The following is a 24,469-nucleotide window of genomic DNA, read 5'->3' as shown; positions in this document are numbered from 1 at the left end:
GGTGATCCCCGCGATCCCAGCAAGGCCGGGGGTAGGGATTCTCGCACATATTAACAGTGGCTTTCCGCTTCGCGGTTCTACGTCAGGACAGATCTCACGTTCTGTCCGACACCGCCTGGGCAGGCGGTGCCAGAAACACGTAGTAGAACTTCTGCGAGAGTTTGGCGATGAGCTGGTTGGCGCGCCGGTCGTTGTGGGGGCGCTCCACCAAGGCCACCGCCACGTAGCGCCGCCCGTCGGGCATGGTGACCACGGCGGCGTCACCGACCATCTTGCCGATGTCGCCGGTCTTGTGCAGGATCTTGGCCCCCGGCCCGAGACCCACCGGCAGCAGAGACCCGGTGCGGGTGCGGCCCATCAGTTCGTAGCCCTTGGCGCGCATCTGGGTCGTGACCAACCGGCCCCGCTCCAGCTCGGTGAGCAATAGCGCCATGTCCGCCGGACTGGTGGTGTTGGTGCCTTCGAGATCCGGCAGCGGCGCGTTGATGCGGGTGGTGCGCAGGCCCCAGCGGCCGAACTGCGCGTTGAGGTAGTCGGCCCCGCCCACCAGGTCGATGATCATGTTGGTGGCGGTGTTGTCGCTGCGCACGATCATCAATCGGGCGACGTTGTACGCGCTCATACGCTTGCCGTTGGGCATGTACTGCATCCAGCCGGAGCCGCCGCCTTTGTGTTCTTGGCGCAGGATGAGCGTATCGTCGAGCTTGAGCCGACCGCTATCGACCTGGCGCAAAAATTCGACCAGTACCGGCACTTTGATCACGCTCGCGGCGCTGAAACTTTCGCCGTCCGCCATCGCCACGTAGCGACCGCTAGCGGGTTCCACAAACATAAACCCCGAGCGCAACCGGGGTTGATCGGTGAGCTTGAGCATCGCCGATTCGAGGCTTGCGATGCGTTCGCGCTTGTCCAGTTCGGGCAAAGGCAGCAGGTCGGGGGTGACGATCGCCTCGGGGAGCACCTGCTCGTCGAGCGGCGCACTCGGAGCGAAGGTCAAAAAACTGGGGCGCAGCCCCGGAAAGGCCACCACTGCCGCGGTCCCCGCCAGTCCCGCCAGAACGGCGAATAGCGCGATGCGACGCCCCCAGCGCTCGGCCGGTGTCATCCGGCGCCGGCGCCGGGGGCGGGAATGATCCTCGGTGACAATGTCCTGCAAGGTGGCGTCTCGGCGAAAGCTAAAAATCAATGTAAAGGATGCGGGCGAAATTTTCCCATCCCATTGCCGAATGATTCCCGAGGACCGGGTACGCCCTAGAAGATTTGCTTCTGCAGGGTGACGCCCTGGTAGTAGTGCTTGAGGATGCGGGAGCAATTCCAACCCAAAGTCGCGAGGGCGCGCGCCCCCCACTGGCTCATGCCGAGGCCGTGGCCGAAGCCGCGTCCGTCGAAGGTGAGGGCGGTCACCGGTCCATTGCCCGCCCCGCCTACGGGGGTGATCTCGAAGAAGTTGCTGCGCAGGCCGAGTTTGAGGCGCACATCGGTGCCTTTGAGCAGTTGGCTGCCTTTGCTGCCCACGAACTGCAGCGCGAGAATCCGGCCGCTGGTGCTGCGCTCGAGCACTTTGACATCGAGCAGTTCACCCACCGCCTCGAGGCCAAAGGTTTTGCGCAGGTTGACAGCCGGGATCACCTGCTGCCACTTCCAGTAGGGGGCGGCCTGATCAAAATCTTCGACCGTGCGCAGGTAGGGCTTGTCCTCTTCGCCGTAGACTTTGATGTCTTCAGTGCGGCCACCGGAGTGGCTGTGGTACATGGCGTTGATCAAATTGCCCTGGAAGGTGATCACCTGTCCGGCGGTAGCCTCCACCGCCCGGCGCACCGATTCGGTCTCGTACTGCGCCCCGCGGTAGACCTGCCACTGCACCGTATCGCCGATGTCGTGGGTTTGGTTCTGGCGGCGGCCCCAGTGAAAAAGGGCGTAGGTGCGCGCGGCGATTGCCTGGGCCTTGAGGGCCTCCTCCGGCCAGCTGGCCACCATCTCTGCACCGACGACGCCGTAAAGATAAGCTTCGAGGTCCACCAGGTTAATGGCGGTGAGCCGACCCCCCGAAGCAAACGCCTCGGCGGCGCCGCGAAACCAGCGGTCGCCGACGAAGACCAGCCCCTCGGGCCTGCTCGGCACCACACGGATGCGACCCACGCGCACATTGAGCGCCTGCACCTGACTGCCTGCCGCGGCCATGGTCAAAGGCTGCATCGCCGGGAGCGTTCCAAGGGTCTGGCCGCGCTCGTCGACCAGCCGCGCTTCCACCGAACTGCCGACGGTGATGGCGCTGACTTCTTCTTCGACCGCCACGCGTAGATCGATGGCCCGGGCCGGGGTAGACAGCAGCATACCCAAGGCTGCCGCCGTTAGCAGCTTCCTGAACACAGCTCCATTCACTCCTACGGTTTTCCTCAAATATTTACCACGAAATGGGCAGCTTTCAGCATCGAAAGCTACCTCCAGGAGCAGGTGAAATAAATCGGTAATTTCTCTTAGGTAAGCGCAATCACAGAGTATCCGTGCAGTCTGCAGCCGTTGGCGGGCGATATTCCTGCTCCAGAATGGACATCACAATCAGCGAATCGTACCGCTCACCGATTCTGGCGCTCTCGCGCATTATTCCTTCCGCCACAAAACCTTCCGACCTGTAGAGGTGCCTGGCGGCGGTATTGAAATCTTTGACCTCCAGCCACAACCGATGGGAGCCCACCCGATCGAAGGCGAAGCGCTTGACCTGTTGCACCGCCCGCCGACCGAAGCCTTCGCCTTTGCGGGCAACGACGATGCGCTTCAAACACAAACTGTCATCTGAATTGCGCAGGCCGTGCAAGATCACATAGCCCACCGCTTCGCCCTCCGACTCGATCACCAGGTGCGCCCAGTCCGGATCAAGCAGGCGGGCGCGGTGTTCGTCTACCGACCATTGACGGATGTAGGGCCGGTTGTTGGGGCTTTGCTCCTGTGCTAGGACAAAATCGAGGTCGGCTTCGGCCGTAGGGCGGAGGGATACGGTTTTCTCCATCGTCTGCGGTTCGGCGAGGGTCCGCAGTTCATTGTAGAAGCAGCCATGGAAACACCACCAGTAGACGATTCCAATCCCGCCCTGCGCACACTCATCGCGCAGCGGGTCGCAGCGAGCCCGGGCGGGCGGCTGAATTTTGCCCAGTTCATGGACCTGGCGCTCTACCATCCCGAACTCGGCTACTACGCCACGCACCCGGGGCGCATCGGCGGGTGGGGCGATTACATCACGGCTGCGCACCTGGGAAGCGACTTCGGCGAACTGTTGGCCGTTCAGGCCGCCCAGCTGTGGCGGCATCTGGGAAAACCCGAGGGTTTCGACTTCGTGGAGATGGGAGCGGGACAGGGGCTGTTTGCCGCCGATTTTTTGCGCCATGCCCACGCAAACCTGCCGGATTTTGCCGCTGCCCTCGACTACCGGATTGTCGAGCGCTCTGCAGCACAGCTCGCCGAGCAGCGCCGGGTGCTTGCCGGTCTGCCGGTGCGTTGGTGCGATTTGGAGCAAATTGCCCCCGACTCGGTGGCAGGCTGTTTTTTTGCCAACGAGCTGGTGGACGCGCTGCCGGTGCACCAGTTCGTCGTCCACCGGGGGGAGTTGCTCGAGATTTATGTCGCCCTTGAAGGGGAGCGCGATTTTGTCGAGGTGGCGGCAGCCCCTTCCACCCCCCGCCTCGCAGCCTTTCTCGATCGCTGCGGCATAGCGACAGCGCCACTGGGCGAGGGTTACCGCAGCGAGGTGAATCTGGCGGCCCTCGACTGGCTCGAGGCGGTGGCCCGGCGGCTGGCGCGCGGCTATGTGCTCACCGTCGATTACGGCTACACCGCCCGCCAGTACTACGCTCCCCAGCACCGCAGCGGCACGCTCGCCTGCTACCACCGCCACCGGGTCCACGACAATCCGTACCTGCACATCGGCAACCAGGACATCACCGCCCACGTCAACTTCACCGCCCTCCAAACCCACGGTGCCGCCTATGCTCTTCGGAGCCTGGGTTTTACCCGCCAGAGCTTCTTTTTGCTCGCTCTGGGTCTCGGGGAGCGGCTCGCGGCCTTGGGTGCCCCCGGGGCCATCGAGAACAACGCCCAACTCAACGCAGCGCTGCGGCGACGGGAGGCGCTGCGCACCCTGGTCGATCCCGGCAGCATGGGCGATTTCGGCGTGCTGATCCAGGGCAAAAACACCGATCCGGACCTGCCGCTCGCGGGTCTTTCGCTACCCGCTCAAACTCTGTCTTAGGGTGCATTCCACGGCCTGGGCAATACGACTAGTCTTGTGTGTACTTCGAGACCCCGCCCGATGGTCACCATCGAAACCCGCGCCGACCAGATGGTCCTCAATCTAGGACCGCACCACCCTTCCACCCATGGCGTACTGCGGCTCATCGTCACCCTCGACGGCGAGAACGTCGTTGATTGCCGGCCGGTGTTGGGTTACTTGCACCGCGGCATGGAGAAAATCGGCGAGAACCGCACGATTATCCAGTATTTGCCCTACTGTTCGCGCTGGGATTACGCGGCGGCGATGATGAACGAAGCGCCCGTGGTCAACGCTCCGGAGGCGATGGCCGGGGTAAAGGTGCCGCGCCGGGCGAGTTATATCCGCGTGATCATGCTCGAACTGTCGCGCATCGCCAATCACCTGCTGTGGGTGGGGCCGTTCTTGCTCGACATGGGAGCGCAGTCGCCGTTTTTCTATATCCTGCGCGAACGCGAATTGATTCTCGACCTGTTCGAGGCGGCCACCGGGCTGCGCATGGTGGGCAACAATTATTTTCGCGTCGGCGGGGTAACGGTGGATTTGCCCTACGGCTGGGTCGACAAGGCCCATGACCTTTGCGACGTGATACCGGGAAAGATCGACGAGTACGAACGGCTGATCACCAACAACCCGATCTTCCGCCGCCGCATCGAAAACTTAGGCTATATCAGCCGCGAGGATGCAATCAACTGGGGGCTATCCGGGCCGATGCTGCGCGCCTCGGGCGTCAAGTGGGATCTTAGAAAAGTCGATCACTACGAAATCTACGACGAACTGGACTGGGATATCGCCTGGGACACCGGCGGCGACTGTCTGGCGCGCTACATCGTGCGCATCAAAGAGATGCGCGAGTCGGTCAAAATTATTCGTCAGGCCCTCGATCAGTTGCCCGGCGGTCCATACGAGCAACTGGAGGCACGCCGTCTTGCCGAGGGGCCGAAGTCGGAGTGGAACAGTTTCGACTACCAGTTCATCGGTAAAAAGTCTTCGCCGACCTTCAAAATTCCTACGGGCGAATATTACGCCCGCTCGGAAGAAGCGAAGGGTGAATTGGGCATCTACGTCGTCGGCCGCGACGACACGACGCCCTGGCGCTGGAAGATCCGCACGCCGGATTTTGCCAACCTGGCTATCTTGCCGATGATTTTGCAGGGCACGAAGGTCGCAGATTTGGTCGTGGTTCTCGGTTCAATCGACATCATCATGGGCTCGGTCGACCGCTGAACCGGACAAGAGGTATCGGGTGGATGCAGGGGTGCGCTTCGTCGCACCCCTTTTTTTTGAGACTCACATCGCCGCAAAATCCGGTCGAACGAGGAGTAGCCGTGACCAGGGGATAAGCCGAAGCAACCCCCTTTCGATACCGCTATATCTCCGTTGGCGGGTGAAGGGTGTAGCCGTCCCACGGGTTTACGACCGACACCCCGGCGGCATTAAAATCCTGGATATTGCGAGTGACGATCGCAGCCCGGTGAACAACGGCTGTAGCGGCAATGAGCGAATCAAACAACGGCAAGGTTCTGCCCACAGCTTCAAGGGCCGCACTCAGCTCAGCCCAGCAATGCGCGACATCTGTATCCACAGGCCAGATCCGATCGGCGTAGGTCACCAGTAGTTGCCCGTGCAACCAGGCTTTGAGCGTTTCTTTGCGCTTCGAAGCGGGCATGCGTTCGATACCCCTGCCCAGCTCCCCGACAGTCAAAGCACTGAGGTAGCACGCCTCGGGATCAAGCGGCTCCATAAACGCAAGCACCCTGGCTTCTGGAGCCGGTCTGATCAATTCTGAGACCACACACGTGTCCAACAGATAAGCCATCGCTATTGAAAATCGAGCGCAACCGGCCAACGCTCGTCTACTTCAGTACGCCTGAGGTCGATTTGCGCTCCTACCAGCGGCGAAGAGCGCAAAAAATCGACGAGCGATTGGCGCGGCACGGTCAGTTTACGGTACTGAGCCACCGACAGGATTACTGCCACAGGCTCGCCATGGCGAGTGACAATCTGTGGCCCTACAGTTACGGCCAAGTCCACAACCTTTGAAAATTGGTTTTTTGCTTCTTGCAGCTGCCAGGTGCTCTGCACAGCTTGAACCGGTGTCTCTTGCGAATCCACGGGCGCCACCCTCTTCTGTCCAGTCTGTCCAGATTAGCTTGCTTGTCGGGCTGAGAGGGTACCGAAGCCGGGAAAGACCGCCATCAATCGGGTAGATGCAAGGGTGCGCTTCGTCGCACCCCTTTTTTTGGGCGGGGTCGCCCCTCGTGGCAAGATCTGTTTACCTTGGCTTGGCCCGATAGTTTGTGGGCGAGAGGCGGCACCCCCCAACACCCCCCAGACTGAGAGGCAAGGTTGGCGGGAAACTGGGTGGGTAGGCTTGGCTGATATTTCCTATGCGTGCACGCTTTGCGTGGCGACTGCGCCTCGGTGTCTTTTGCTGACCGCTGGATCAAGTTTGCCCTAAAATGCGTCCTGAACCTCGTAAAATCCCGGCGTCACATAATCTTTGCGCAATGGCCAGCCCACCATATCTTCCATGTTCAGGATGCGGATGAGGTTGGGGTGGCCTTCGTAGACGATGCCGTACATGTCGTAGGTCTCGCGCTCCTGCCAGTCCGCCGCCTTCCAGATCCAGTAGACCGAGGACACGCGCGGGTCAGCACGGTCGAGAAAGACCTTGAGGCGCACCTCCGGCGGTTTGTCAGCGTCGTCGTAGCAGTGGGTAAGGCCATAGACGCTCACCAGCCGCTCGCCCGGCCCCTCGTCGTAGCCGCACATCAGCCTGAGATAGTTGTAGCCCTGATCGTGCAGGGCTTTGCCGACCATGGGCAGGTGCTCGGGTTCGACGCCCACCAGTTCGACCCCGTCCAGGGCAAAGCCCAAAAATGCGTGGGGCAAGTCGTGCTCGGCGAGCCAGCGGGAGGTCGGCCCCGGCTCGATCGGGGTAATCTCGGTGCCGGTTTGCGCCCCCTCAGGCGCGGGCGTCTCGGTGTTCTCCATCGCGGATCTGCTCCTCCAGTTGGGGCGTGCGCTGCAAGTCCAGGGGAATGCCCATCTCGATGGCGGCGGCCAGGGCGGGCGGGGCGGCCTGGCGGCTTTCCAGGCGAATGTACTCACTGGTGAGCGGGTCGGCCACGGCCTTCATCCGGTGCGCGGCGGTGTAGTAGCGGTGGGTCTGGGCAATTGTGTCGTAGCGCTCGCGAAAATCCTCGGTGGCCATCTTCTTGCGCAATTTGATGATCGCATCGAAGATCGCCTCGGGCCTGGGCGGGCAACCCGGAATGTACACGTCCACCGGTATGAGCTTATCGACGCCGCGCACGGTGGTGGGCGAGTCGGTGGAGAACATGCCGCCGGTGATCGTGCACGCGCCCATGGCGATCACGTACTTGGGCTCGGGCATCTGCTGGTAGAGCGTCACCAGGGCCGGGGCAAATTTCATCGTGATCGTGCCTGCGGTGATGATCAGGTCCGCCTGGCGCGGTGAGGCGCGGGGCACCAGCCCGAAGCGGTCGAAGTCGAAGCGCGAGCCGATCAGTCCGGCAAATTCGATAAAGCAGCAGGCCGTGCCGTACATCAGAGGCCAGACGCTCGAAAGCCGCGCCCAGTTGTACAGATCGTTGAGCGTCGTGAGCACCACGTTGTTGCTCAGTTCGCTGGTTACTTCCGGGCGTTCGGGCGGAAAGAACATCCGGTCGGTCTGCGGTCGGTCGTTGAACATGGGGTCCCCCGGGCGGACGATGGCCTGAGCTTAGTCTAAGAACCGCCCCCTCCAGTATCCTCCCGCTTTCGGCAGAGGTGCCTACCCGCTCCCCGGGCCCCACCGCCCGGGTATAAAATGTGACAGCGCGCAACATTCGAGGGGCCGATGAATTTTGAGCAGTACGAGTCCGCCTACCCGCCCCGGGCTTTACCCCCGGGCGCGTGGGTGACCCGCATCGGGCCGAGCCCGACGGGCAAGGCCCACATCGGCACGGCCCTGCAGGCGGTGATCAACCGGTCCCTGGCCGACGGCAGCGGCGGCGCCTTTTTGCTGCGCATCGAGGACACCGACCGCGAGCGCTTCGTCGAAGGCGCCATCGAAGATCTGCTCGCGGCCCTCGACTGGTTGGGGATCCGGCCGGACGAAAGCGTCGCCCATGGCGGGGCCTACGGCCCCTATGTCCAGAGCGAGCGGCTGCCCATCTACCAGGCGGCCGCCCGGCAACTGGTGGAAGTGGGGCACGCCTACTATTGTTTTTGCACGCCGGAGCGGCTCGAATCGGTGCGCATGGCCCAGCAGGCGGCGGGCAAACCGACCATGTACGATCGCCACTGCCGCAATCTGGGTCGCGAGGAAGTCGAGAAGCGGCTCGCGACCGGTGAAAAAGCGGTCGTGCGCCTGAAGGTGCCCGACGGCACCGAGATCGCCTTCGACGATCTGGCGCGCGGCCGGATCGCCTTCGAGTCCCAGACGATCGACGACAGCGTGCTGCTCAAGTCCGACGGCTTTCCCACCTACCACCTGGCGGTGGTGGTGGACGATCACCTGATGCGGGTGAATCAGATTATCCGTGGCGAGGAGTGGATTCCTTCGACCCCCAAGCACGTGCTTTTGTACCAGTACTTTGGCTGGCCGATGCCGCGCATCGCCCACACGCCCATCCTGCGCGACATGAGCCGCCGCAAACTCTCCAAGCGCAGCGGCGACACGTCGATCACCGGCTATCGGGTGCAGGGGTACTTGCCCGAGGGGCTGCGCAACTTTCTCACGCGGATCATCTGGCCCCACCCGGAGGGCAAGGACGTCTACGACCACGAAGAATTCGTGCGGTTATTCAAGGCGGAAGATCTGCCCAACACCGGTCCCATCGTCGATCCACAGCTGCTCGATTTCATCAACGGCCAGTATCTGCGCCGACTTTCGTCTGCAGAACTTTACACCGCGACGGTGGAATATCTGAAATTCTTGCTGGGCTTGCATCAGGACATCATCTTCGAGACTTACCACCCTTCTGCTCCCATCAAACAGACCCTGACGCGCGCCGAACTGGGATCGTTCTATTCGGCGTTCACGGCCAACCCGACTTACACCGAGCGGGTACTGACATTGGAGCCGGAGCGCTACAAGCGCCTGAGCGACATTGTCGTCAGTACCGGCTTTTTCTTCCCAGCGTTGTTTACCCCGGCGGACCCGAAACTCCTCGCCAAACCCCTGGGAAGCCCCGAGAAGGCAGGAGCATTGCTGGGTGAATACCTGAGACTCTACCGGCCGGACGCCGCGCAGGCCGAGTGGGAGCAGAGCGTGCGCGAACTGGCCCACGAAGCCGGGGTCAAAGACGGCAAGCTCTTCATGACCCTCCGCGTCGCCGTCACCGGCCGCGAGCAGACACCGCCCCTGTTCGAGGTGCTCACGATCCTGGGAGGAGACGAGGTGCAGCGCCGCCTAGAACTGGCTGCTGCGATGCCGGTGTCTCTGTAGACAGTGCCGGTGTTTGTTTCGCTAACGGCCCTTGCCCAGATAAAACGTCTCGATGCTGCGCTTGTCGCCCACGTAGCGCCAGTGCCAGGGCTCGTAGCTCACCCGTTGGGGATTGTCCTTGGGAAAGGACATCTCGAAGCCGAACTTGCGGGCGTTGGCGGTGAGCCAGCGAAAGGCGACGGTCTGCTCGAAGCGCGGCCTGAGATTCGCCCCTGGCACGGTACCGTCGCCAAAGTCGATGGCGTAGCCGGTGTGGTGCTCGGAGTAGCCGGGCGGAGCGTTGATGAGCGTGGCGGTGCTGGTGGTGCCGGCTTTGCCCAACTGGCGCGCGTAAACTTCTTGCTGGTAGCGCTCGGAGCGGAATCCCGAGAGCGTCACCAAAATCACCCCCTCCGCGCGGGCCGCCTGCACCAGCTGTCGGTAACTCTCCACCGCCCCCTTGTGCAACAAGATGGGCCGGTCGGTGTCCCGCCAGAAGTCAATCTGCACCAGATCGCCCCTGAAAGCTTCTTTGTAGCGGTAGTGGCCAAGCAGCGTGCCCGCAGGCGCGCTCGCCGACTTTGCACCACTCGCAGGGGCACTCGCCTGGGCCGCCTTGGGCGACTCTTCCCCGGGCTTGGGCAATAACAAAAATAACCCCAGACCCACGGCAACCACCATACCGGCCACCGCGGCGAGCACCGGAGGCTTGGGAAGCGGGCGCTTCGTCGTCGGGACAGGTATCGGCGCCGTCGCAGCGGCGCGCTGGATTACCGGGATGTCGTCGAAATCAGTCATCGGATAGCGGGTGTCGCGTTTCCCAGAACAGCCCGGAGAAAAATTTCAAAATCGGCTGCCATTTTTCGTAAGACCATAACCTATTCCTTCCCCGCCAGTCAACAATTCGGCCACGGGAAATGTATCAGCCAGGAGAATCGTGGCGGCCGACAAAAAACCTCCCGCAGCTGAAGTGCCGGGGAGGTTGGGACGGCAAAAGCCCTTCTCAGGCTTCAAAAGCAATCCCCAGATCCCGCAGGATCTGATCGGCATGCTCCTCGGGTTTGACCTTCCTGTAAATGTGAGCGATGCGGCCCGCTTCGTCGATGACGACGGTGTGGCGCAAGATGCCGATCGAGGTGCGGCCCATGAACTTCTTTTCGCCCCACGCGCCGTAGGCCTGGGCGATGGCGCCCTCGGTGTCGGCCAACAGTGCAAAGGGCAGGGCGAACTTTTCGGTGAACTTCTGGTGGGAGCGCACGCCGTCGGTGCTCACCCCCACCACAGTCACTCCCGCCGCCTGCAACCGGGCGTAACGGTCGCGCAGAGCGCAGGCCTCCTTGGTGCAGCCGGGGGTGTTGTCGCGCGGATAGAAGTAGAGCACCACTTTTTTCCCGCGTAGATCGGCGAGGGACAGCCGCTCGCCGCTGGTCTGCTCCGCAGCAAACTCCGGCGCCGGATCGCCCACGTTGAGCGGTTCGCTCATCGCCTAGACACCGACGGCGGCGAGCACATCGCTCGCGTGGGAAGCGGAGTTGACGGAGGTGAAGACTTGAGCGATCTTGCCCGCTTCGTCGATGACGTAGGTGATGCGCTTGGCGTAGTTGCCGGCGTCGGCGTCGTAGGCTTTGGCAAGTGTACCGTCGGTGTCGGCCAGAAGCGGAAAGGGCAGTGCGTACTTGCTGGTGAAAGCCTGGTGGGACGCCTCGTCGTCCATGCTCACACCGTAGACGCCGAGACCCTGGGCTTGATAAGTCGACCAGTTGTCGCGGAAGGAGCAGGCTTCCTTGGTGCAGCCGGGGGTGTCGTCTTTGGGGTAAAAGTAGAGGACAAACTTCTTGCCGGCCAGACTGGCGAGCGACACGGTGTTGCCGTGGGTGTCCTTGGCGGTGAAGTCGGGGGCTTTGTCTCCGACGTTGAGGGCCATGGGCGTCTTCTCCCGAATAAACAGCAATAGAGTGGGTTGCGTCACTTGAAAACCCACCCCATGATACCGCCAGGCACAGGTGCGCTAGTCTGGTAGTCCGCAGGGGTCCGCCGGCACATGCCCATCTGGATGTCGCTCAAAAGTCAGCACTATTCCTGGAATTTCCCAGCCATCGCACTGCCTTCATTTCCTCCAGCAAGAGCATGGAGACAGCTTTTGGCGCTGTGCAGCCTGTTGCTGGTCACCTGTTCGGCTCCCGGCTACGTCGATACGGTCCTGTTTCTGGTCACCCAGGACCGCGAGCACGGCGGGGTGACCATCGAGCCGGTGGTCAAAATCGAGAAGGGCCATTTCTACGAGCCGACCGGCGACACGAAATTCATGGAGCGCCATACAGCGGAGCGGGTGCTGCCCCTTTACCGCCAGGGACAGCTGGTGGGCAGGGTGCAGGCCACCGGGGCGGCCGAATACAGCTGCTACCCGGCCCAGTACAGCGCCCGGCTGCAGTTGAGCGTCCCGGCGGGCCCAGAAACCTTCAGCGCCCAGGGGCTCACCTACTGGCTTGCGAGCACGGCGCTCCTCCTCGATTCGCCCCAACCGGCGGCGGCACTCACCGCTCAGGAGCGCGCCCTCCTCGAGCGGACGGCCCGCGAACGGCTCGGCCAGTTGGGCCTGACCCCGTCCTATCTGCAAGCCGCCCAGTTGACCGACGCCGCCCGGATCAGCGTGGCGGGCAAACCGGCCCTGGTGGGCACCGTGAGCGCCCTGGCCGATTCGGTGGGGCGGGCGGGGGCGACGGCCTTTGTGCTGCTCGAATCCGTCGACGAAGGCTGGCAGGTGGTCTACGCCGAGCAAAAGCGCTTTTCTGACATCTACGGCCAGGACTTTATCGGCCAGGTGTTCCGCGATACTATCGATCTCGACCGCGACGGCACCCCGGAGTTGATTGTCGAGCAGACAGCAAACGAAGTCTACCGCTATCAGATCCTCAAGCGCCGGGAGGGAACCTGGGAAGTCATCTATACCGGCGGGGGCGGCGGATGCTGAACCGGGCGCTCTACCTGGGCGGGGTGGCCCTCGCCTGCGCGCTTCTGGGTTGGCGGCTGTGGCGGCAGAGCACGCCCGGCATCGACTGGCCGACCCTCGCCTGGTACAGCTTTTACCGGCAGGATTCGGGCGGTGTGGTCGTGGGCGGCTTGCTGCTGCTCGCTCTTTGCTGGCTGAGCGGCCGGATTTTGCGCCAGGCCGCCGAGATGGGCTGGTTCGCCCCGGAGGAAACCGTGCTGCTGGACCGGCCCTTGCAGTTCTGGTACGGCCTGTCGATCGGGATGATGGCGATCTTCGCCGCCACGAGCGTCCTGTACTGGTTACAGCCGGGGCGCTAGCGGTCGACCTCGCCCATGATGATGTCCACCGACCCGAGAATCGCCATCAAGTCGGCAAGCTTCGTCCCCTGCACCAGCTTGGGCAGGACCGCCAGGTTGATAAACCCGGGCGGCCGAATCTTCCAGCGCCACGGGAAGGTACTGTCGTCGCCGATCAGATACACCCCCAGCTCGCCCTTGGGCGCTTCGACGCGCACGTAGTGCTCGCCCCTGGGCATCTTAAAAGTCGGAGAGGACTTCTTGCCGATGAACTGGTAGTCGAAGCCATTCCATTCGGACTTGGGGCCGCCGGACAGCCGCTGGGCCTCCAGATTCTCGTAGGGGCCGCCGGGCAGTTGATCGAGGGCCTGGCGAATCATTTTGACCGATTCGCGCATTTCCTGGATGCGCACGACGTAGCGCGCCAGGGTGTCGCCGCCGGTGTCCCAGGCGACATTCCAGTCCAGTTCGTCGTAAATTTCGTAGTGATCAACCTTGCGCAGATCCCAGTTGACCCCCGAGGCGCGCAGCATCGGCCCGGAAAGCCCCCAGTTGATCGCATCCTCGCGGCCGATGTAGCCGAGGCCTTCGACGCGGCCTCGGAAGATCGGGTTGTTGGTGATTAGCCGTTCGTACTCGTCGATTTTGGGCGGCAGGTAATTGCAGAAGTCTCTTGCCTTGTCTACCCAGCCGTAGGGCAAGTCCACCGCCACCCCGCCGACGCGAAAGTAATTGTGCATCATCCGCATGCCGGTGGCCGCCTCAAAGAGGTCGTAGATCATCTCCCGCTCGCGGAAGATATAAAAAAACGGCGAGGTGGCGCCGATGTCGGCCATAAACGGTCCGAGCCACAACAGATGGCTGGCAATCCGCGACAGTTCGAGCATGATCACACGGATGTACCGCGCCCGGCGCGGTACCTGTACCCCGGCCAACTGCTCCGGCGCGTTGACGGTGATCGCCTCGGTGAACATCGTCGCCAGGTAATCCCAGCGCGTCACGTAGGGCAGGTACTGGATAATTGTGCGGCTCTCGGCAATCTTCTCCATCGAGCGGTGCAGATAGCCGAGCACCGGCACGCAATCGACCACATTCTCGCCGTCAAGGGTGACAATCAGGCGCAGCACACCGTGCATCGAGGGGTGGTGCGGCCCGAGATTGATGACCATGCGCTCCGCGCGGGTCTCAAGCATCGACATGGCAATGTCTCTTTACGGGTGGGGCTCTACTTCAAGCATAGCCTCGGTTGGTCAGCCGACTTTTTGCTCGCCCACATTGGCCTGCTGGTGCACGATCGCCACCAGCGACGGAAATAGAAAATAGTGCTCCTCGGCGTAGCGCGCCCCAAATAGTCCCCGCGTCGACCAGAAAAAGCGCTCGGCCGCCTGCTGGTTGCGCTGCACCGCGATCACCGCCGGCGGCACGATGTTGTTTTCTTGAACGAATCGGCGGGCGGCGGTGACCGGCTTGTCCTCAGAGCAGCAAATGCGAAACTGGGGAATCTGTTTGAGCAGCTGGCGACCGCGCCGGTCTGCCGGGATGGCGCTTCTGGACACGACCAGAACCTCCTCACGAGTACGAGCGGTTAAAACTTCACGGATTGTAACAGACTGTCCCGACATGTCAATCCGGGCATCCCCCGCTCTTCATATAACGTTGCAATGAGCCGCATTTTCTTGGGCATTTGCGGTTGTAGTGTAGAGTGAAACCCAGCAACGGCCTAGATCTCCGTTGTTTGCGCAAAGGAGTATCGTCGTGAAGCTAGCAGTCTACGGCAAGGGTGGCATCGGAAAATCGACGACCAGCTGCAACATTTCGGTGGCTTTGGCCAAGCGTGGCCGTCGGGTATTGCAAATCGGTTGCGATCCCAAGCACGACAGCACGTTTACCCTGACTGGGTTTCTCATCCCGACAATCATCGACACGCTCGAAGAGAAAGATTATCACTACGAAGATGTCTACGCCGAAGATGTGATCTACGAAGGTTACGGCGGCGTGCACTGCGTGGAGGCGGGCGGTCCGCCGGCGGGGGCCGGCTGCGGCGGCTACGTGGTGGGCGAGACGATGAAGCTGCTTAAAGAGTTGCGCGCCTTCGAAGATCACGACGTGATTCTGTTCGATGTCCTGGGCGATGTCGTCTGCGGCGGATTCGCCGCCCCGCTCAATTACGCCGATTACTGCGTGATTATTACCGACAACGGATTTGACGCTCTATTTGCCGCCAACCGCATCGCCGCATCGTGCCGCGAGAAGGCCCGCACCCACCCGCTGAAACTGGCGGGTCTGGTGGGCAACCGCACCAATAAACGCGACCTCATCGACAAGTACGTCGAGGCGGTGCCGATGCCAGTACTCGAAATTTTGCCCCTCATCGAAGACATTCGCGTTTCGCGCGTCAAGGGCAAGACGATCTTCGAGATGGCCGAGACCGACCCTTCCCTCGAACCGGTCTGCCAGTACTACCTCAACATCGCCGATCACCTTCTTGCTTGCCCCGAAGGCGTGGTGCCCCAAGAATGTCCCGACCGCGCACTCTTTGAGCTGTTGTCCGACTTCTACAGCCGCACTCCCGTTCCCGCTTAATTTTCAGGAGCACCGCACACAATGGTTTCGCAGCCGACAACAAGCAGTGGGCCGCAATTTGAATGCGAGACGGGTAATTACCATACTTTCTGCCCGATCTCCTGCGTCGCCTGGCTCTACCAGAAGATCGAAGACAGTTTCTTTTTGGTCATCGGCACCAAGACCTGCGGATATTTTCTGCAGAACGCCATGGGTGTGATGATCTTCGCCGAGCCGCGCTATGCGATGGCCGAGCTTGAAGAAGGCGACGTCAACGCCAAGCTCAACGCCTACGACGAGTTGCAGCGGCTGTGTCTGCAGGTCAAAAAGGACCGTAACCCCTCGGTGATCGTCTGGATCGGCACCTGCACCACCGAAATCATCAAGATGGACCTCGAAGGGATCGCCCCCAAGCTTGAAGACGAAATCGGCATCCCGATCGTGGTGGCGCGGGCCAACGGCCTCGACTATGCCTTTACCCAGGGCGAGGACACGGTGTTGGCCGCTATGGCTTCCCGCTGCCCGGCCCCGCAGGAAGTGCGATCCGAAGAAGAAAAAAAGGAACGCACCGGCGGCTTGCGCACGCTGTTTAGCCACGGCAAAAAAGACGAGAAAAAAGCCGGTCCCGCTCCTTCGGAGTACGTCGATCACCAGCCTCTGGTGCTGTTCGGCTCGCTCACCGACCCGGTGGTCAACCAACTGACACTGGAACTGAAAAAACAGGGCATCCGCGTTTCCGGCTGGCTGCCGGCGCCGCGCTACACGGAGCTGCCCATCGTCGAGCAGGGGGTGACCTATGTAGCCGGGGTCAACCCGTTTTTGAGCCGCACCGCCTCGGCCCTGCAGCGCCGGATGCGCTGCAATTTGATCACCACGCCTTTTCCGATCGGCCCCGACGGCACCCGCGGCTGGATCGAGGCCATCTGCCAGGCTCTGGGTGTCATCCCCAAAGGCCTCGATGAACGCGAGCAGCAGATCTGGGATGCGCTGCGCGACGACGTCGAATTTCTCAAGGGCCGCTCGGTCTTCTTCATGGGCGACAACCTGCTCGAAGTTTCGATGGCGCGCTTTTTGATCCGCTGCGGCATGATCGTCCACGAGGTGGGTATCCCCTACATGGACAAGCGCTACCAGCAGGCCGAACTCGAGTTGCTCGACCGCACCTGCCGCGAACTGGGCCACCCGCCGGTGCGCATCGTCGAAAAACCCGACAACTACAACCAGATCCAGCGTATCTACGCGTGCAAACCCGATCTGGTGATCACCGGCATGGCCCACGCCAACCCGCTGGAGGCCCGCGGCATCACCACCAAGTGGTCGGTCGAGTTTACCTTTGCGATGATCCACGGCTTCACCAACGCCCACGACATGCTGAAGATGGTGCGCAAGCCCCTCGATCGCAACAACGCCCTCAAGTCGCTGGGGTGGGAGAAGCTGATCCAGGAGGTTTGACATCCTCCCCACGGATAAATCCGGAGGCTTTACGCCGTTCGGTAAGGTCGCGCTCTACTCTTTGAACACGTCGTCGAGGGGAATTTCGAGGGCGTCAATAAATTTCGTCCAGAAGTTGAGGGTGCTGATCACTGCGGTTAATTCGACGATGTCCCCTTCGCCGTAGTGGGCTTTGAGCCGCTCGAACAGGCCCTCGGTGACCATCGTGGACGGCACGGTGATCCGCTCGGCGTATTCGAGGGCGACTTTTTCGGCTTCTGAGTACAGATCGCTGGTGGCGGAGCGGGGGAGGGCGCGGATTTTTTCCTCGACGGTGCCCTGTTTGTGGAGCATATAGGTGTGCATCGGCACGCAGTAGTCGCGGCAGCTGTTGATCTGGGCGACGCGCAGGCTGATCAGTTCTTTGAGTTCGTCGGAAATCGTGTCGCTGTGGGTGTGGATCGCTCCATACAGATTCATCACCGCCCGCATCACCTGGGGCCGGTGGGCGAGCACCTTGAGCGGGTTCAGTTCAGTTCCGTATTGCTTTTTGAGTGCGTCGTAGACGGTTTTCAGTTGCTTGTCGGCGCTTTCCGGCTCGATGGGTGGAATCCGCATGGCTAAATGTACTTCCAGAACAAAAAGCTTCCTCATCGTACCGCGCCCCCGGCGCTCCGGTCGCGGCGGGGTGGGCGGCGAAGCTAGGATTGTAAAGAACGGTCAAGGGCAAACCATGGCGACGCTGAGCGGTCTAGTCGACACCCACGTCCACATCAACTACGAAAATTTTGCCGCCGACCTGGACGCGGTCGCCCACAACTGGCGCGCGGCGGGGGTGGTGCAACTGGTGCACGCCTGCGTCAAGCCGGAGGATTTCCCGGGCATGCAGGCGCTGGCCGACCGCTACCCGGAGGTGTTTTTGGCGGTGGGGCTCCACCCGCTCGATGTCGAGCGGCGCTGGGACGCAGCTCTCGCCGGTCGCATCCGCGACTACGCCCGTTCGGATAAGCGGGTGGTGGCCATCGGCGAGACCGGCCTCGATTTTTTTAAAGCCGACAATCCTGCGGAGCAGGAGCGGGCCTTTCGCGACCAGATCGCCCTCGCCCAGGAACTGGACCTGCCGGTAATCATCCACTGTCGCGACGCGGCACCTGCCACCCGGCGCATTCTCGAAGAGATGGGGCCGATGCGGGGAGTGATGCACTGCTGGGGCGGCACGCCCGAGGAGACCCGCTGGTTTGTCGAACTGGGCATGTTTGTCAGTTTCAGCGGCATCGTCACTTTCAAAAACGCCATCCTGCTGCAGCAGTCGGTGGGGGTGGTGCCCGACGAGCTATTGCTTGTGGAGACCGATTGTCCCTTCCTGGCGCCGGTCCCCAAGCGCGGCAAGCGCAACGAGCCCGCCTACGTCGCCCACGTCGCCGAGAAAGTGGCCGAGTTGCGCAGTAAAACTCCAGAAGCGGTTGCCCAGTTGACCGCCGCCAACGCCCGGCGTCTATTTCGCCTGCCGACTCCCGCGGCTTAATCGGCGGGAGGACGGTCGCTTTCGGCCTGCCGCTTGAGCCGTTCGAGTTCGTCGTCGATCTCTTCAAATTCGGCGTCGGTGACGCCGTCGTCTTTTTGGACCTGCCGCTTGAGGGCCGCCAGTTCGTCGTCAATTTCCAGTTCGGCGAAGCGCTCCTCGGTGAGCAATTCGTCGCGCTGCTTCCAGAGGGCGCGCGCCCGCTCGGTCAGTTCGGCAATGCGCTGCTCGGCCTGGCTTGACATGTCCGGGCGATTTTGCTTCTTGGCCAGCTCCACGTAACCCTGCCACTTTTGCATTTCCTTGGACAGCTCGGTGAGCTGCTGTTTGATGCGGATGGCGAGGGCGCGGCGCGCGACTTGTTCTTCGCTGAGGGCCATGGCGCAATACCTCAGGAGGGTTGCCCGGAAAGTCGGGCGCGGGCCGTTTTGACCATGCCAATCAGCGTCTGATGCGCGTCCTCAGCGTCTTTGAGGGGCCGCTCGAAGGTGACGCGAACCGGTACCTGGGCGTCTTTGTCGCTGACCAGCAAATTCATGCCCTGCGCGTCGATCGACAGCATCCGGGCGGCTTCGCAGTCGCCTGCACCACCGAAGGCGCGGGCGTAGAGGGCGATGGCGTCGCCGTGATCTTCGTTCATGTGTCGGCAGATCCGCTCGCTGATTTGGGCGCTGAAAGCATCGGACATGGCGGTTTCCATCGAGGCGTTTTTATCGTAGCGCCTCGGTGGAGCGGCAGTTTGCCCGCAAGCAGAGGAACGGGCGGACATGTTGATATGATCTCGGCATTCACTTTCCAGGTGCTCTATGGTATCCAGCGCAACCGCTTCCCCGGCCGAGCAGATCGTGGTCCAGATCGCCGCCCGCCTCGGCATCCCCCAATCGGTGGCCGTCTCCGCCGCCGGGGTGGCTTTTCAGTTTCTCAGCCGGCAACTGGAAGCGGGCACCTTCGACACGTTGATGGAGCGCTTTCCGGCGGCCCGCGGCTGGATCGAGCAGGCCCTTGTCACCGAAAAGCAAAAAGAAGAATCGTCCTTTTTGGGCGGCATGGTGGGCAAAGTGGCCGGGGCCGTGGGCGGCCTGGGCGGAGTCGGGGCCGCCGCGCAACTATTCGCCCGCCTCGGCCAGGTGGGGGTGCCCGCCGACAAGCTCGACAATTTTGTCCCCACCTTCAGCAACGTACTGCAGGAAAACCTACCCGCGGATCTCTTCCAGGTGATCAAAGGCAAACTACCCGGCATTTGAAGCGGCGGTGCTTCCCTTCAGCGCCCCCGGCCAGCCCACCGGCCCCCGGCGCAATACCTATTGCGCCTTCATCCAGTGCATCGCAATGGGCGACGAGCACTTCGGCGGGATCTTTCATGGTTGACTCCAGCGACTAGCGTCTTAGCGAGACCTGGGTGAGAAATACTTGCGTGTAGTATATTTTGTTGCCCTTTTTCCAGGCACCTATCCCGGTCTCCATGTACACCGGCCGCAGGATGTTCTCGCGGTGGCCGGGGCTTTTCATCCAGCCTTGTACCGCGATTTCGACCGGTCGCTTCGAGCCGCTGACGTAGGCCAGGTTCTCGCCCACCACCAGATAAAAGATTCCTGCCGAGCGCACCCGGTCGGCGACGCTGTCGCCTTTGGGGCCGGTATGGCTGAAAAAGTTCTGCTCGGCCATCAATCGGCTGTAGTTACGGGCCACTCGGGCGAGCTTGGCGTTGGGCTTGAGGGGTGCGAGGTCGTTGCGCTCGCGGATCGCGTTGATGTCGCGCACGATGCGCTCCTCCATCTGGCCCAGGGCGTCCGTCTGGGGCTTCTCAGTCCCCGGGGCGGGCGGTTGGGAGGGCGCTGCCGCCCGCTCTACAAAGGCTTTTGCCTCGGTGGTCAGATCCCCGACGGTCTGGCAGCCGGCCAGAGCGAGGAACGAACCGAAAGCAGCGACCAACCACACGAAGACGTTGCGGCCAAACAGATGCACGGAAGTACCTTTCTCGCCCACGAATACTGGAACGAAAGTTGTCTATGTTTCCCATGCTATGAAATGAATACCTGTTTTGGCTTCTGTCCTCTGAAATAGTCGCGATGTTTGCTTTTATCAGCCATTTGATTTGCCCGCGCTGCGACAGCCGCTTTGATCCGCGCAAAGTCCACAACCTTTGCACTGCCTGCGCTTCGCCTTTGTTGGTCGAGTACGACCTCGAACAGGTCCGTGCCTCGGTGGATAAAGAGACGCTCGCCCGCCGCGGCGAGTCGATGTGGCGCTACCGGGAACTGCTGCCCGTGATGGACCCGGCCCATATCGTGAGCTTCGGCGAAGGGTTCACACCACTGCTACCCATCGACGCGCTCACCCGAACCTGGGGATTGGAGACAGTCTGGATCAAAGACGACGGGCTCAATCCTACCGGCTCCTTCAAGGCGCGGGGTGCCTCCTGCGGCATCTCGAAGGCTAAAGAACTCGGTATCCGGGAGGTGGCCCTGCCCACGGCGGGCAACGCGGGCGGTGCCTGGGCCTGCTACGGGGCCGCCGCCGGTTTGCGCGTGCACGTGGCGATGCCCAGGGACGCCCCGGCCGTCAACCAGCTCGAATGCCGTCTGTACGGCGCGGATCTGACATTAGTGGACGGGTTGATTTCGGACGCGGGAAAATTGATTGCCCAGGGGGTGCGCGAGCATGGCTGGTTCGACGTCTCGACGCTCAAGGAGCCTTACCGCATCGAGGGCAAGAAGACCCTGGGTCTTGAACTTGCCGAGCAGATGAACTGGCAGTTGCCCGATGCCATCCTCTACCCGGCCGGGGGCGGCGTCGGAATCATCGGCATCTGGCGGGGCTTGCAGCAATTGAAAGCGATGGGCTGGGTGACGGGAAGTCTGCCCCGGCTCATTGTCGTGCAGGCAGAAGGCTGCGCTCCGCTGGTCAAGGCGTTCGAGGAGGGCCGCACCGAGTCCGAATTCTGGCCGGATGCCCGGACTTTTGCCTCCGGACTGCGCGTACCTAAGGCCCTGGGCGATTTTCTGGTGCTGCAGGCGGTGCGCGAGACCGGCGGCACCGCCATCGCCGTCAGCGACGAGCAGTGCGGCGAGATGATGAAACTTTTGGCCGGTCGCACCGGGATATTTGCAGCACCGGAAGGAGCCGCCACCCTGGCTGCCGCCAAAATCCTGCGCGAGCGCGGCGATCTGGCTTCCCGCGATCGGGTGGTGCTCATCAACACCGGCTCCGCTCTCAAGTACCCGGAGGCAATGAGCGAGGCACTGGCGATGCGGTAGCCGGCTACCCTTTACACTTCCAGTTCTTCCAGCACCAGAGGGAAATTGCTCATCAACACCGGCTCCGCCCTCAAGTACCCGGAGGTGATGACCAAGGCACTGGAAGCACCTTCAGCGAACAACGCTCCGATTCGCCTTTGGCCGTGACAGTACTTTGTGACACCTCACTGCTGATTGCCGCCGTCGTTCAGTCTGAGAACTTTCATCAACGCAGTCGGCTCTGGCTGCGAGAGATTGAAGCCGGTTTACACAATGGATTTGTTTGTACCCACATATTGGCCGAAAGGACTCAAACCAACCGACGCGGCCAGCGTCTCCAGTGGCTGGACAGTCTCGGAAGCCTTGATCAGCCGGCAGGCCCTGGCCACTGCGTCCGCGTTTTTCTGGCGAAGCGACGCTGGTCGGGACAGCAGCGTTTGCAGGGTCTGAACCCGGCCTGCTCCGCCGCCTCGCATCGATCGAAAAAGCGGACATTTTTACAGGTGGGCCGACAGTAGACGCCTGTGGAGTCCACCGAATAAACAAACTTCCCTTCAAATTTGGGCCTGTCTTTCCCTGCAAGCCTGTACCGGCAAATGTATCCGGAAGGATAATGTGTACTGACATACCCGAAGCACCGCGATGGACCTCTCGAAACTGCCAAAAGCCGCTTTTGTAGCCCTCGTCGTTGCCTTCGCCGTGGCTCCGGCCCTTGTGCCCGCACCGGAGGCGACTATGGCAAGCCAACCGGTGCTCGCCCACCTGCCGGTCTCCACCCGCAAGCCGGAAGCTCAGCAGGCTTTTGATCGGGGAATGACGCTGATTTATGCCTTCGCGCACCAGGAGGCCGAAAAATCCTTCAAGCAGGCCGCCCGACTCGATCCCCAACTGGCGATGGCCCACTGGGGAGTTTCTTTGGCCAACAGCAGCTATATCAACAGACCGCCGACAGCCGAGCAGGAAAAGGCTGCCTACCGAGCCATCCGCAAAGCCCAGACCCTCGCCGGGTACGCCTCCGAAAAAGAGCAAGCCTACATCGCCGCTCTCGCTCGCCGCCACTCCGCTGGAGCCAACCCCGATTACGACCGGTTGGCTGTCGACTATAGCCAGGCGATGGCCGGGTTATCCCGGCGCTACCCCGAGGATCTGGACGCGGCGGTACTCTATGCCGAGAGTCTGATGGTTCTCAGACCGTGGCAGTACTGGCGAAAAGACGGCACTCCCGCCCCCGACACGGAGAAGCTCGTCGCCGTACTCGAAGCGGTGCTTGCGCGCGAGCCGGAGCATCTGGGAGCCAACCACCACTACATCCACGCCGTCGAAGCCTCGAAGACGCCCGGACGCGCCCTGCCCAGCGCCGAGCGGCTCGCCCGCCTGCCGATGGATTCCGCCGCCGATCACCTGGTCCACATGCCCGCCCACACCTACCTGCGCGTCGGCGATTACGAACGGGCAGACACGAGCAACGTCCATTCCATCGACCACGCCCTCACCGCCCACAAACTGCAAGATCCGAAGTACAACAAAGACGCCGCCTGCTCCCACTGCCTGGAATTTTTGATCTACTCCTACGGAATGCAGGGCCGTCTTGCCGACGCCAGAGCCGCCGCCGTCAAACAATCGAAACTGTACGGCGAGGATGCCTGGGCGAGCCTGCCGGTGCTGGTCCGCTTCGGGCGGTGGGACGAGCTGTTGGTGTTGCCTCCGCCCAAAGTCTCTGAATCGGGCAAAGACCGCTGGTGGTACTACGCAAGCGGTCTGCGCCACTACGGCCGGGGCCTTGCCCAGGTCGCCAAAGGCCAATTGCCCCAGGCCGAGGCGGAACTGAAAGCCATCGCCCTTGACAGCAGCCGCTCCTACAAAGAACCCGCCCCGCCTACCGATCCAAACCGGCTGCGGGTAGCCACCAGCACCGGCGATGCTTTTCGGTCTTCCTACGCGAAGTCCTTGCGCCTTGCCCAGGAGATCCTGCGCGCCCGCATCGCCGCCGCCCGTGGCAATCAGCCTGCCGCACTTTTCTATTGGGAGCGAGCCGTGGCGCTTCAGGACAGTCTCGATTATTCGGAGCCGCCCTTCTGGTACTACCCGGTGCGCGAATCTTTGGGGGGCGCGTTGCTGTCGAGCGGTGCATATGCCGGAGCCGAAGCTGTCTTTCGCACGGATCTGGCAGAGAATGCCCGCAACCCGCGCTCGCTGTTTGGCCTGGCTGAAAGCCTCGATGCCCAGGGCAAATCCGGCGAAGCGGAAGCGGTTCGGCGGGAATTTGAGACCGCGTGGCAAAAGGCCGATATTTCCCTGCTGGCAAAAGATCTTTGAGCAGCTGGTCAAATTCCGGGCGTGCTAGCTTATGGAAAGCTTATGGAAGCTGCAATGGGCAAATCAAAGGTCACTGTCTCCATCCGGATGACCGGGGAGCAACGCGCCGCTCTCGATGAGATTGCCGCTCGTTACGACAAGGACCGCAGCGCTCTGGTGGGTGAAGCCATCGATAATTATATAGCTGAGCAGCGTTACTACCTTAAACAGATAGACGCAGCCCTTGTCTCCGCTGCGAAAGGCGAGTTTGTTCCAGAAGAGCAGATGAAAAACTTTTGGGAAAGCTGGCACGGCGAGGCAGCTGAGCGCGAGCAATTTGCGAAGTAACTTTGACACCTGGCAATTGGCTTTGCACTCGATTCTGTGGAGCGAGAGGTGGAACCCCCTTCGGGTTCCCCTCTCGCGCTCTCCCCCTC

Annotated in this window: 29 protein-coding genes; 12 read left to right on the top strand and 17 right to left on the bottom strand. The window is 61.9% G+C overall.

The features are described 5' to 3' along the window. Window positions 1-94: 94 nt before the first annotated feature. The 3 genes from GLL_RS12335 to GLL_RS12325 form a co-directional block, all read right to left on the bottom strand. The gene (locus GLL_RS12335; protein ID WP_164928998.1) at window positions 95-1,156 is read right to left on the bottom strand and encodes a serine hydrolase; all 1,062 of its coding nucleotides are present in this window, start codon (window positions 1,154-1,156) and stop codon (window positions 95-97) included. Window positions 1,157-1,251: 95 nt separating this feature from the next. Continuing rightward, window positions 1,252-2,334, bottom strand: a complete 1,083-nt coding sequence (locus GLL_RS12330; protein ID WP_164928997.1) for a SpoIID/LytB domain-containing protein — start codon at window positions 2,332-2,334, stop codon at window positions 1,252-1,254. Window positions 2,335-2,491: 157 nt separating this feature from the next. Beyond that, window positions 2,492-3,007: a GNAT family N-acetyltransferase gene (locus GLL_RS12325; RefSeq protein WP_011142381.1), complete on the bottom strand. Its 516-nt coding sequence runs from the start codon at window positions 3,005-3,007 to the stop codon at window positions 2,492-2,494. 45 nt (window positions 3,008-3,052) lie between these two features. On the opposite strand from GLL_RS12325, the gene GLL_RS12320 reads away from it, so the two are divergent. Then, window positions 3,053-4,243: a class I SAM-dependent methyltransferase gene (locus GLL_RS12320; RefSeq protein WP_011142380.1), complete on the top strand. Its 1,191-nt coding sequence runs from the start codon at window positions 3,053-3,055 to the stop codon at window positions 4,241-4,243. Between the two features lie 60 nt (window positions 4,244-4,303). Further along, window positions 4,304-5,488 (top strand): NAD(P)H-quinone oxidoreductase subunit H, encoded by a 1,185-nt coding sequence (locus GLL_RS12315; RefSeq protein ID WP_011142379.1) that lies wholly within the window; start codon window positions 4,304-4,306, stop codon window positions 5,486-5,488. Between the two features lie 142 nt (window positions 5,489-5,630). Here the strand turns inward: GLL_RS12315 and GLL_RS12310 are convergent, their stop codons facing one another. The 4 genes from GLL_RS12310 to nuoB all read right to left on the bottom strand — a co-directional run bounded on the left by GLL_RS12310 (window position 5,631) and on the right by nuoB (window position 7,979). Beyond that, complete coding sequence (locus GLL_RS12310) at window positions 5,631-6,080, bottom strand: type II toxin-antitoxin system VapC family toxin (protein ID WP_011142378.1); 450 nt, start codon at window positions 6,078-6,080, stop codon at window positions 5,631-5,633. 2 nt (window positions 6,081-6,082) lie between these two features. Beyond that, a complete protein-coding gene (locus GLL_RS12305) occupies window positions 6,083-6,376 on the bottom strand; it encodes a type II toxin-antitoxin system Phd/YefM family antitoxin (RefSeq protein ID WP_197529995.1) in 294 nt (97 codons plus the stop codon). A gap of 342 nt (window positions 6,377-6,718) precedes the next feature. Then, window positions 6,719-7,258, bottom strand: coding sequence for an NAD(P)H-quinone oxidoreductase subunit J (locus GLL_RS12300; RefSeq protein WP_011142376.1), 540 nt, complete (start codon window positions 7,256-7,258; stop codon window positions 6,719-6,721). Beyond that, window positions 7,230-7,979 carry an NADH-quinone oxidoreductase subunit NuoB gene (gene nuoB, locus GLL_RS12295; RefSeq protein WP_011142375.1) on the bottom strand — a complete coding sequence of 250 codons (750 nt, stop codon included), beginning with the start codon at window positions 7,977-7,979 and terminating at the stop codon, window positions 7,230-7,232. Before nuoB ends, GLL_RS12300 begins: the two co-directional genes overlap by 29 nt. Before the next feature lie 147 nt (window positions 7,980-8,126). Here nuoB and gltX point away from each other — a divergent pair, with 147 nt between their 5' ends. After that, window positions 8,127-9,719 carry a glutamate--tRNA ligase gene (gene gltX, locus GLL_RS12290; RefSeq protein ID WP_011142374.1) on the top strand — a complete coding sequence of 531 codons (1,593 nt, stop codon included), beginning with the start codon at window positions 8,127-8,129 and terminating at the stop codon, window positions 9,717-9,719. 21 nt (window positions 9,720-9,740) lie between these two features. On the opposite strand, the gene GLL_RS12285 is transcribed toward gltX, so the two are convergent. The 3 genes from GLL_RS12285 to GLL_RS12275 form a co-directional block, all read right to left on the bottom strand. After that, on the bottom strand, window positions 9,741-10,496 hold the full coding sequence (locus GLL_RS12285; protein WP_011142373.1) for a M15 family metallopeptidase: 756 nt from the start codon (window positions 10,494-10,496) through the stop codon (window positions 9,741-9,743). Between the two features lie 205 nt (window positions 10,497-10,701). Continuing rightward, on the bottom strand, window positions 10,702-11,181 hold the full coding sequence (bcp, locus tag GLL_RS12280; RefSeq protein WP_011142372.1) for a thioredoxin-dependent thiol peroxidase: 480 nt from the start codon (window positions 11,179-11,181) through the stop codon (window positions 10,702-10,704). Between the two features lie 3 nt (window positions 11,182-11,184). After that, window positions 11,185-11,622, bottom strand: coding sequence for a peroxiredoxin (locus GLL_RS12275; protein ID WP_011142371.1), 438 nt, complete (start codon window positions 11,620-11,622; stop codon window positions 11,185-11,187). A gap of 216 nt (window positions 11,623-11,838) precedes the next feature. On the opposite strand from GLL_RS12275, the gene GLL_RS12270 reads away from it, so the two are divergent. After that, on the top strand, window positions 11,839-12,669 hold the full coding sequence (locus GLL_RS12270; protein ID WP_164928996.1) for a hypothetical protein: 831 nt from the start codon (window positions 11,839-11,841) through the stop codon (window positions 12,667-12,669). Continuing rightward, on the top strand, window positions 12,663-13,007 hold the full coding sequence (locus tag GLL_RS12265) for a hypothetical protein (RefSeq protein WP_011142369.1): 345 nt from the start codon (window positions 12,663-12,665) through the stop codon (window positions 13,005-13,007). Before GLL_RS12270 ends, GLL_RS12265 begins: the two co-directional genes overlap by 7 nt. Here the strand turns inward: GLL_RS12265 and GLL_RS12260 are convergent. Next, window positions 13,004-14,185, bottom strand: a complete 1,182-nt coding sequence (locus GLL_RS12260) for an NAD(P)H-quinone oxidoreductase subunit H (protein WP_011142368.1) — start codon at window positions 14,183-14,185, stop codon at window positions 13,004-13,006. The two genes, GLL_RS12265 and GLL_RS12260, sit on opposite strands and share 4 nt — an antisense overlap. Window positions 14,186-14,236: 51 nt before the next feature. Beyond that, window positions 14,237-14,542 (bottom strand): DUF3155 domain-containing protein, encoded by a 306-nt coding sequence (locus GLL_RS12255; RefSeq protein ID WP_231848222.1) that lies wholly within the window; start codon window positions 14,540-14,542, stop codon window positions 14,237-14,239. Between the two features lie 199 nt (window positions 14,543-14,741). Between GLL_RS12255 and bchL the strand changes: the two genes are divergently transcribed. Further along, complete coding sequence (gene bchL / locus GLL_RS12250) at window positions 14,742-15,569, top strand: ferredoxin:protochlorophyllide reductase (ATP-dependent) iron-sulfur ATP-binding protein (RefSeq protein ID WP_011142366.1); 828 nt, start codon at window positions 14,742-14,744, stop codon at window positions 15,567-15,569. 21 nt (window positions 15,570-15,590) lie between these two features. Next, window positions 15,591-17,000, top strand: a complete 1,410-nt coding sequence (locus tag GLL_RS12245; protein ID WP_011142365.1) for a ferredoxin:protochlorophyllide reductase (ATP-dependent) subunit N — start codon at window positions 15,591-15,593, stop codon at window positions 16,998-17,000. A gap of 54 nt (window positions 17,001-17,054) precedes the next feature. On the opposite strand, the gene GLL_RS12240 is transcribed toward GLL_RS12245, so the two are convergent. Next, on the bottom strand, window positions 17,055-17,597 hold the full coding sequence (locus GLL_RS12240) for a carboxymuconolactone decarboxylase family protein (protein ID WP_011142364.1): 543 nt from the start codon (window positions 17,595-17,597) through the stop codon (window positions 17,055-17,057). Window positions 17,598-17,712: 115 nt separating this feature from the next. Here GLL_RS12240 and GLL_RS12235 point away from each other — a divergent pair, with 115 nt between their 5' ends. Next, the gene (locus tag GLL_RS12235; protein ID WP_011142363.1) at window positions 17,713-18,504 is read left to right on the top strand and encodes a TatD family hydrolase; all 792 of its coding nucleotides are present in this window, start codon (window positions 17,713-17,715) and stop codon (window positions 18,502-18,504) included. Here the strand turns inward: GLL_RS12235 and GLL_RS12230 are convergent. Together GLL_RS12230 and GLL_RS12225 are read right to left on the bottom strand one after the other, a co-directional pair. Further along, the gene (locus tag GLL_RS12230) at window positions 18,501-18,881 is read right to left on the bottom strand and encodes a hypothetical protein (protein WP_011142362.1); all 381 of its coding nucleotides are present in this window, start codon (window positions 18,879-18,881) and stop codon (window positions 18,501-18,503) included. The genes GLL_RS12235 and GLL_RS12230 overlap by 4 nt on opposite strands. Window positions 18,882-18,892: 11 nt before the next feature. Then, window positions 18,893-19,189, bottom strand: coding sequence for a DUF2470 domain-containing protein (locus tag GLL_RS12225; protein ID WP_164928995.1), 297 nt, complete (start codon window positions 19,187-19,189; stop codon window positions 18,893-18,895). A gap of 118 nt (window positions 19,190-19,307) precedes the next feature. On the opposite strand from GLL_RS12225, the gene GLL_RS12220 reads away from it, so the two are divergent. Then, window positions 19,308-19,745, top strand: a complete 438-nt coding sequence (locus GLL_RS12220; RefSeq protein WP_011142360.1) for a DUF2780 domain-containing protein — start codon at window positions 19,308-19,310, stop codon at window positions 19,743-19,745. A 133-nt stretch (window positions 19,746-19,878) separates the two neighbouring features. Here the strand turns inward: GLL_RS12220 and GLL_RS12215 are convergent, their stop codons facing one another. Next, window positions 19,879-20,487: a CAP domain-containing protein gene (locus GLL_RS12215; RefSeq protein ID WP_011142359.1), complete on the bottom strand. Its 609-nt coding sequence runs from the start codon at window positions 20,485-20,487 to the stop codon at window positions 19,879-19,881. 83 nt (window positions 20,488-20,570) lie between these two features. On the opposite strand from GLL_RS12215, the gene GLL_RS12210 reads away from it, so the two are divergent. Further along, window positions 20,571-21,758: a threonine synthase gene (locus GLL_RS12210; protein WP_011142358.1), complete on the top strand. Its 1,188-nt coding sequence runs from the start codon at window positions 20,571-20,573 to the stop codon at window positions 21,756-21,758. Window positions 21,759-22,104: 346 nt separating this feature from the next. Here GLL_RS12210 and GLL_RS23725 read toward each other — a convergent pair whose 3' ends face one another. Next, on the bottom strand, window positions 22,105-22,272 hold the full coding sequence (locus GLL_RS23725; protein ID WP_197529994.1) for an Ada metal-binding domain-containing protein: 168 nt from the start codon (window positions 22,270-22,272) through the stop codon (window positions 22,105-22,107). Between the two features lie 107 nt (window positions 22,273-22,379). Here GLL_RS23725 and GLL_RS12200 point away from each other — a divergent pair, with 107 nt between their 5' ends. Both GLL_RS12200 and GLL_RS12195 read left to right on the top strand, forming a co-directional pair. Continuing rightward, window positions 22,380-24,053, top strand: coding sequence for a tetratricopeptide repeat protein (locus tag GLL_RS12200; protein ID WP_011142357.1), 1,674 nt, complete (start codon window positions 22,380-22,382; stop codon window positions 24,051-24,053). 42 nt (window positions 24,054-24,095) lie between these two features. Further along, window positions 24,096-24,380 carry a CopG family ribbon-helix-helix protein gene (locus tag GLL_RS12195; RefSeq protein WP_164928994.1) on the top strand — a complete coding sequence of 95 codons (285 nt, stop codon included), beginning with the start codon at window positions 24,096-24,098 and terminating at the stop codon, window positions 24,378-24,380. The last annotated feature ends 89 nt before the right edge of the window (window positions 24,381-24,469 follow it).

The organism is Gloeobacter violaceus PCC 7421, assembly GCF_000011385.1.
Lineage (GTDB): Bacteria > Cyanobacteriota > Cyanobacteriia > Gloeobacterales > Gloeobacteraceae > Gloeobacter > Gloeobacter violaceus.
Note: the sequence above shows the minus strand (reverse complement) of the source record. Positions and strands in the feature narration are given on the sequence as shown.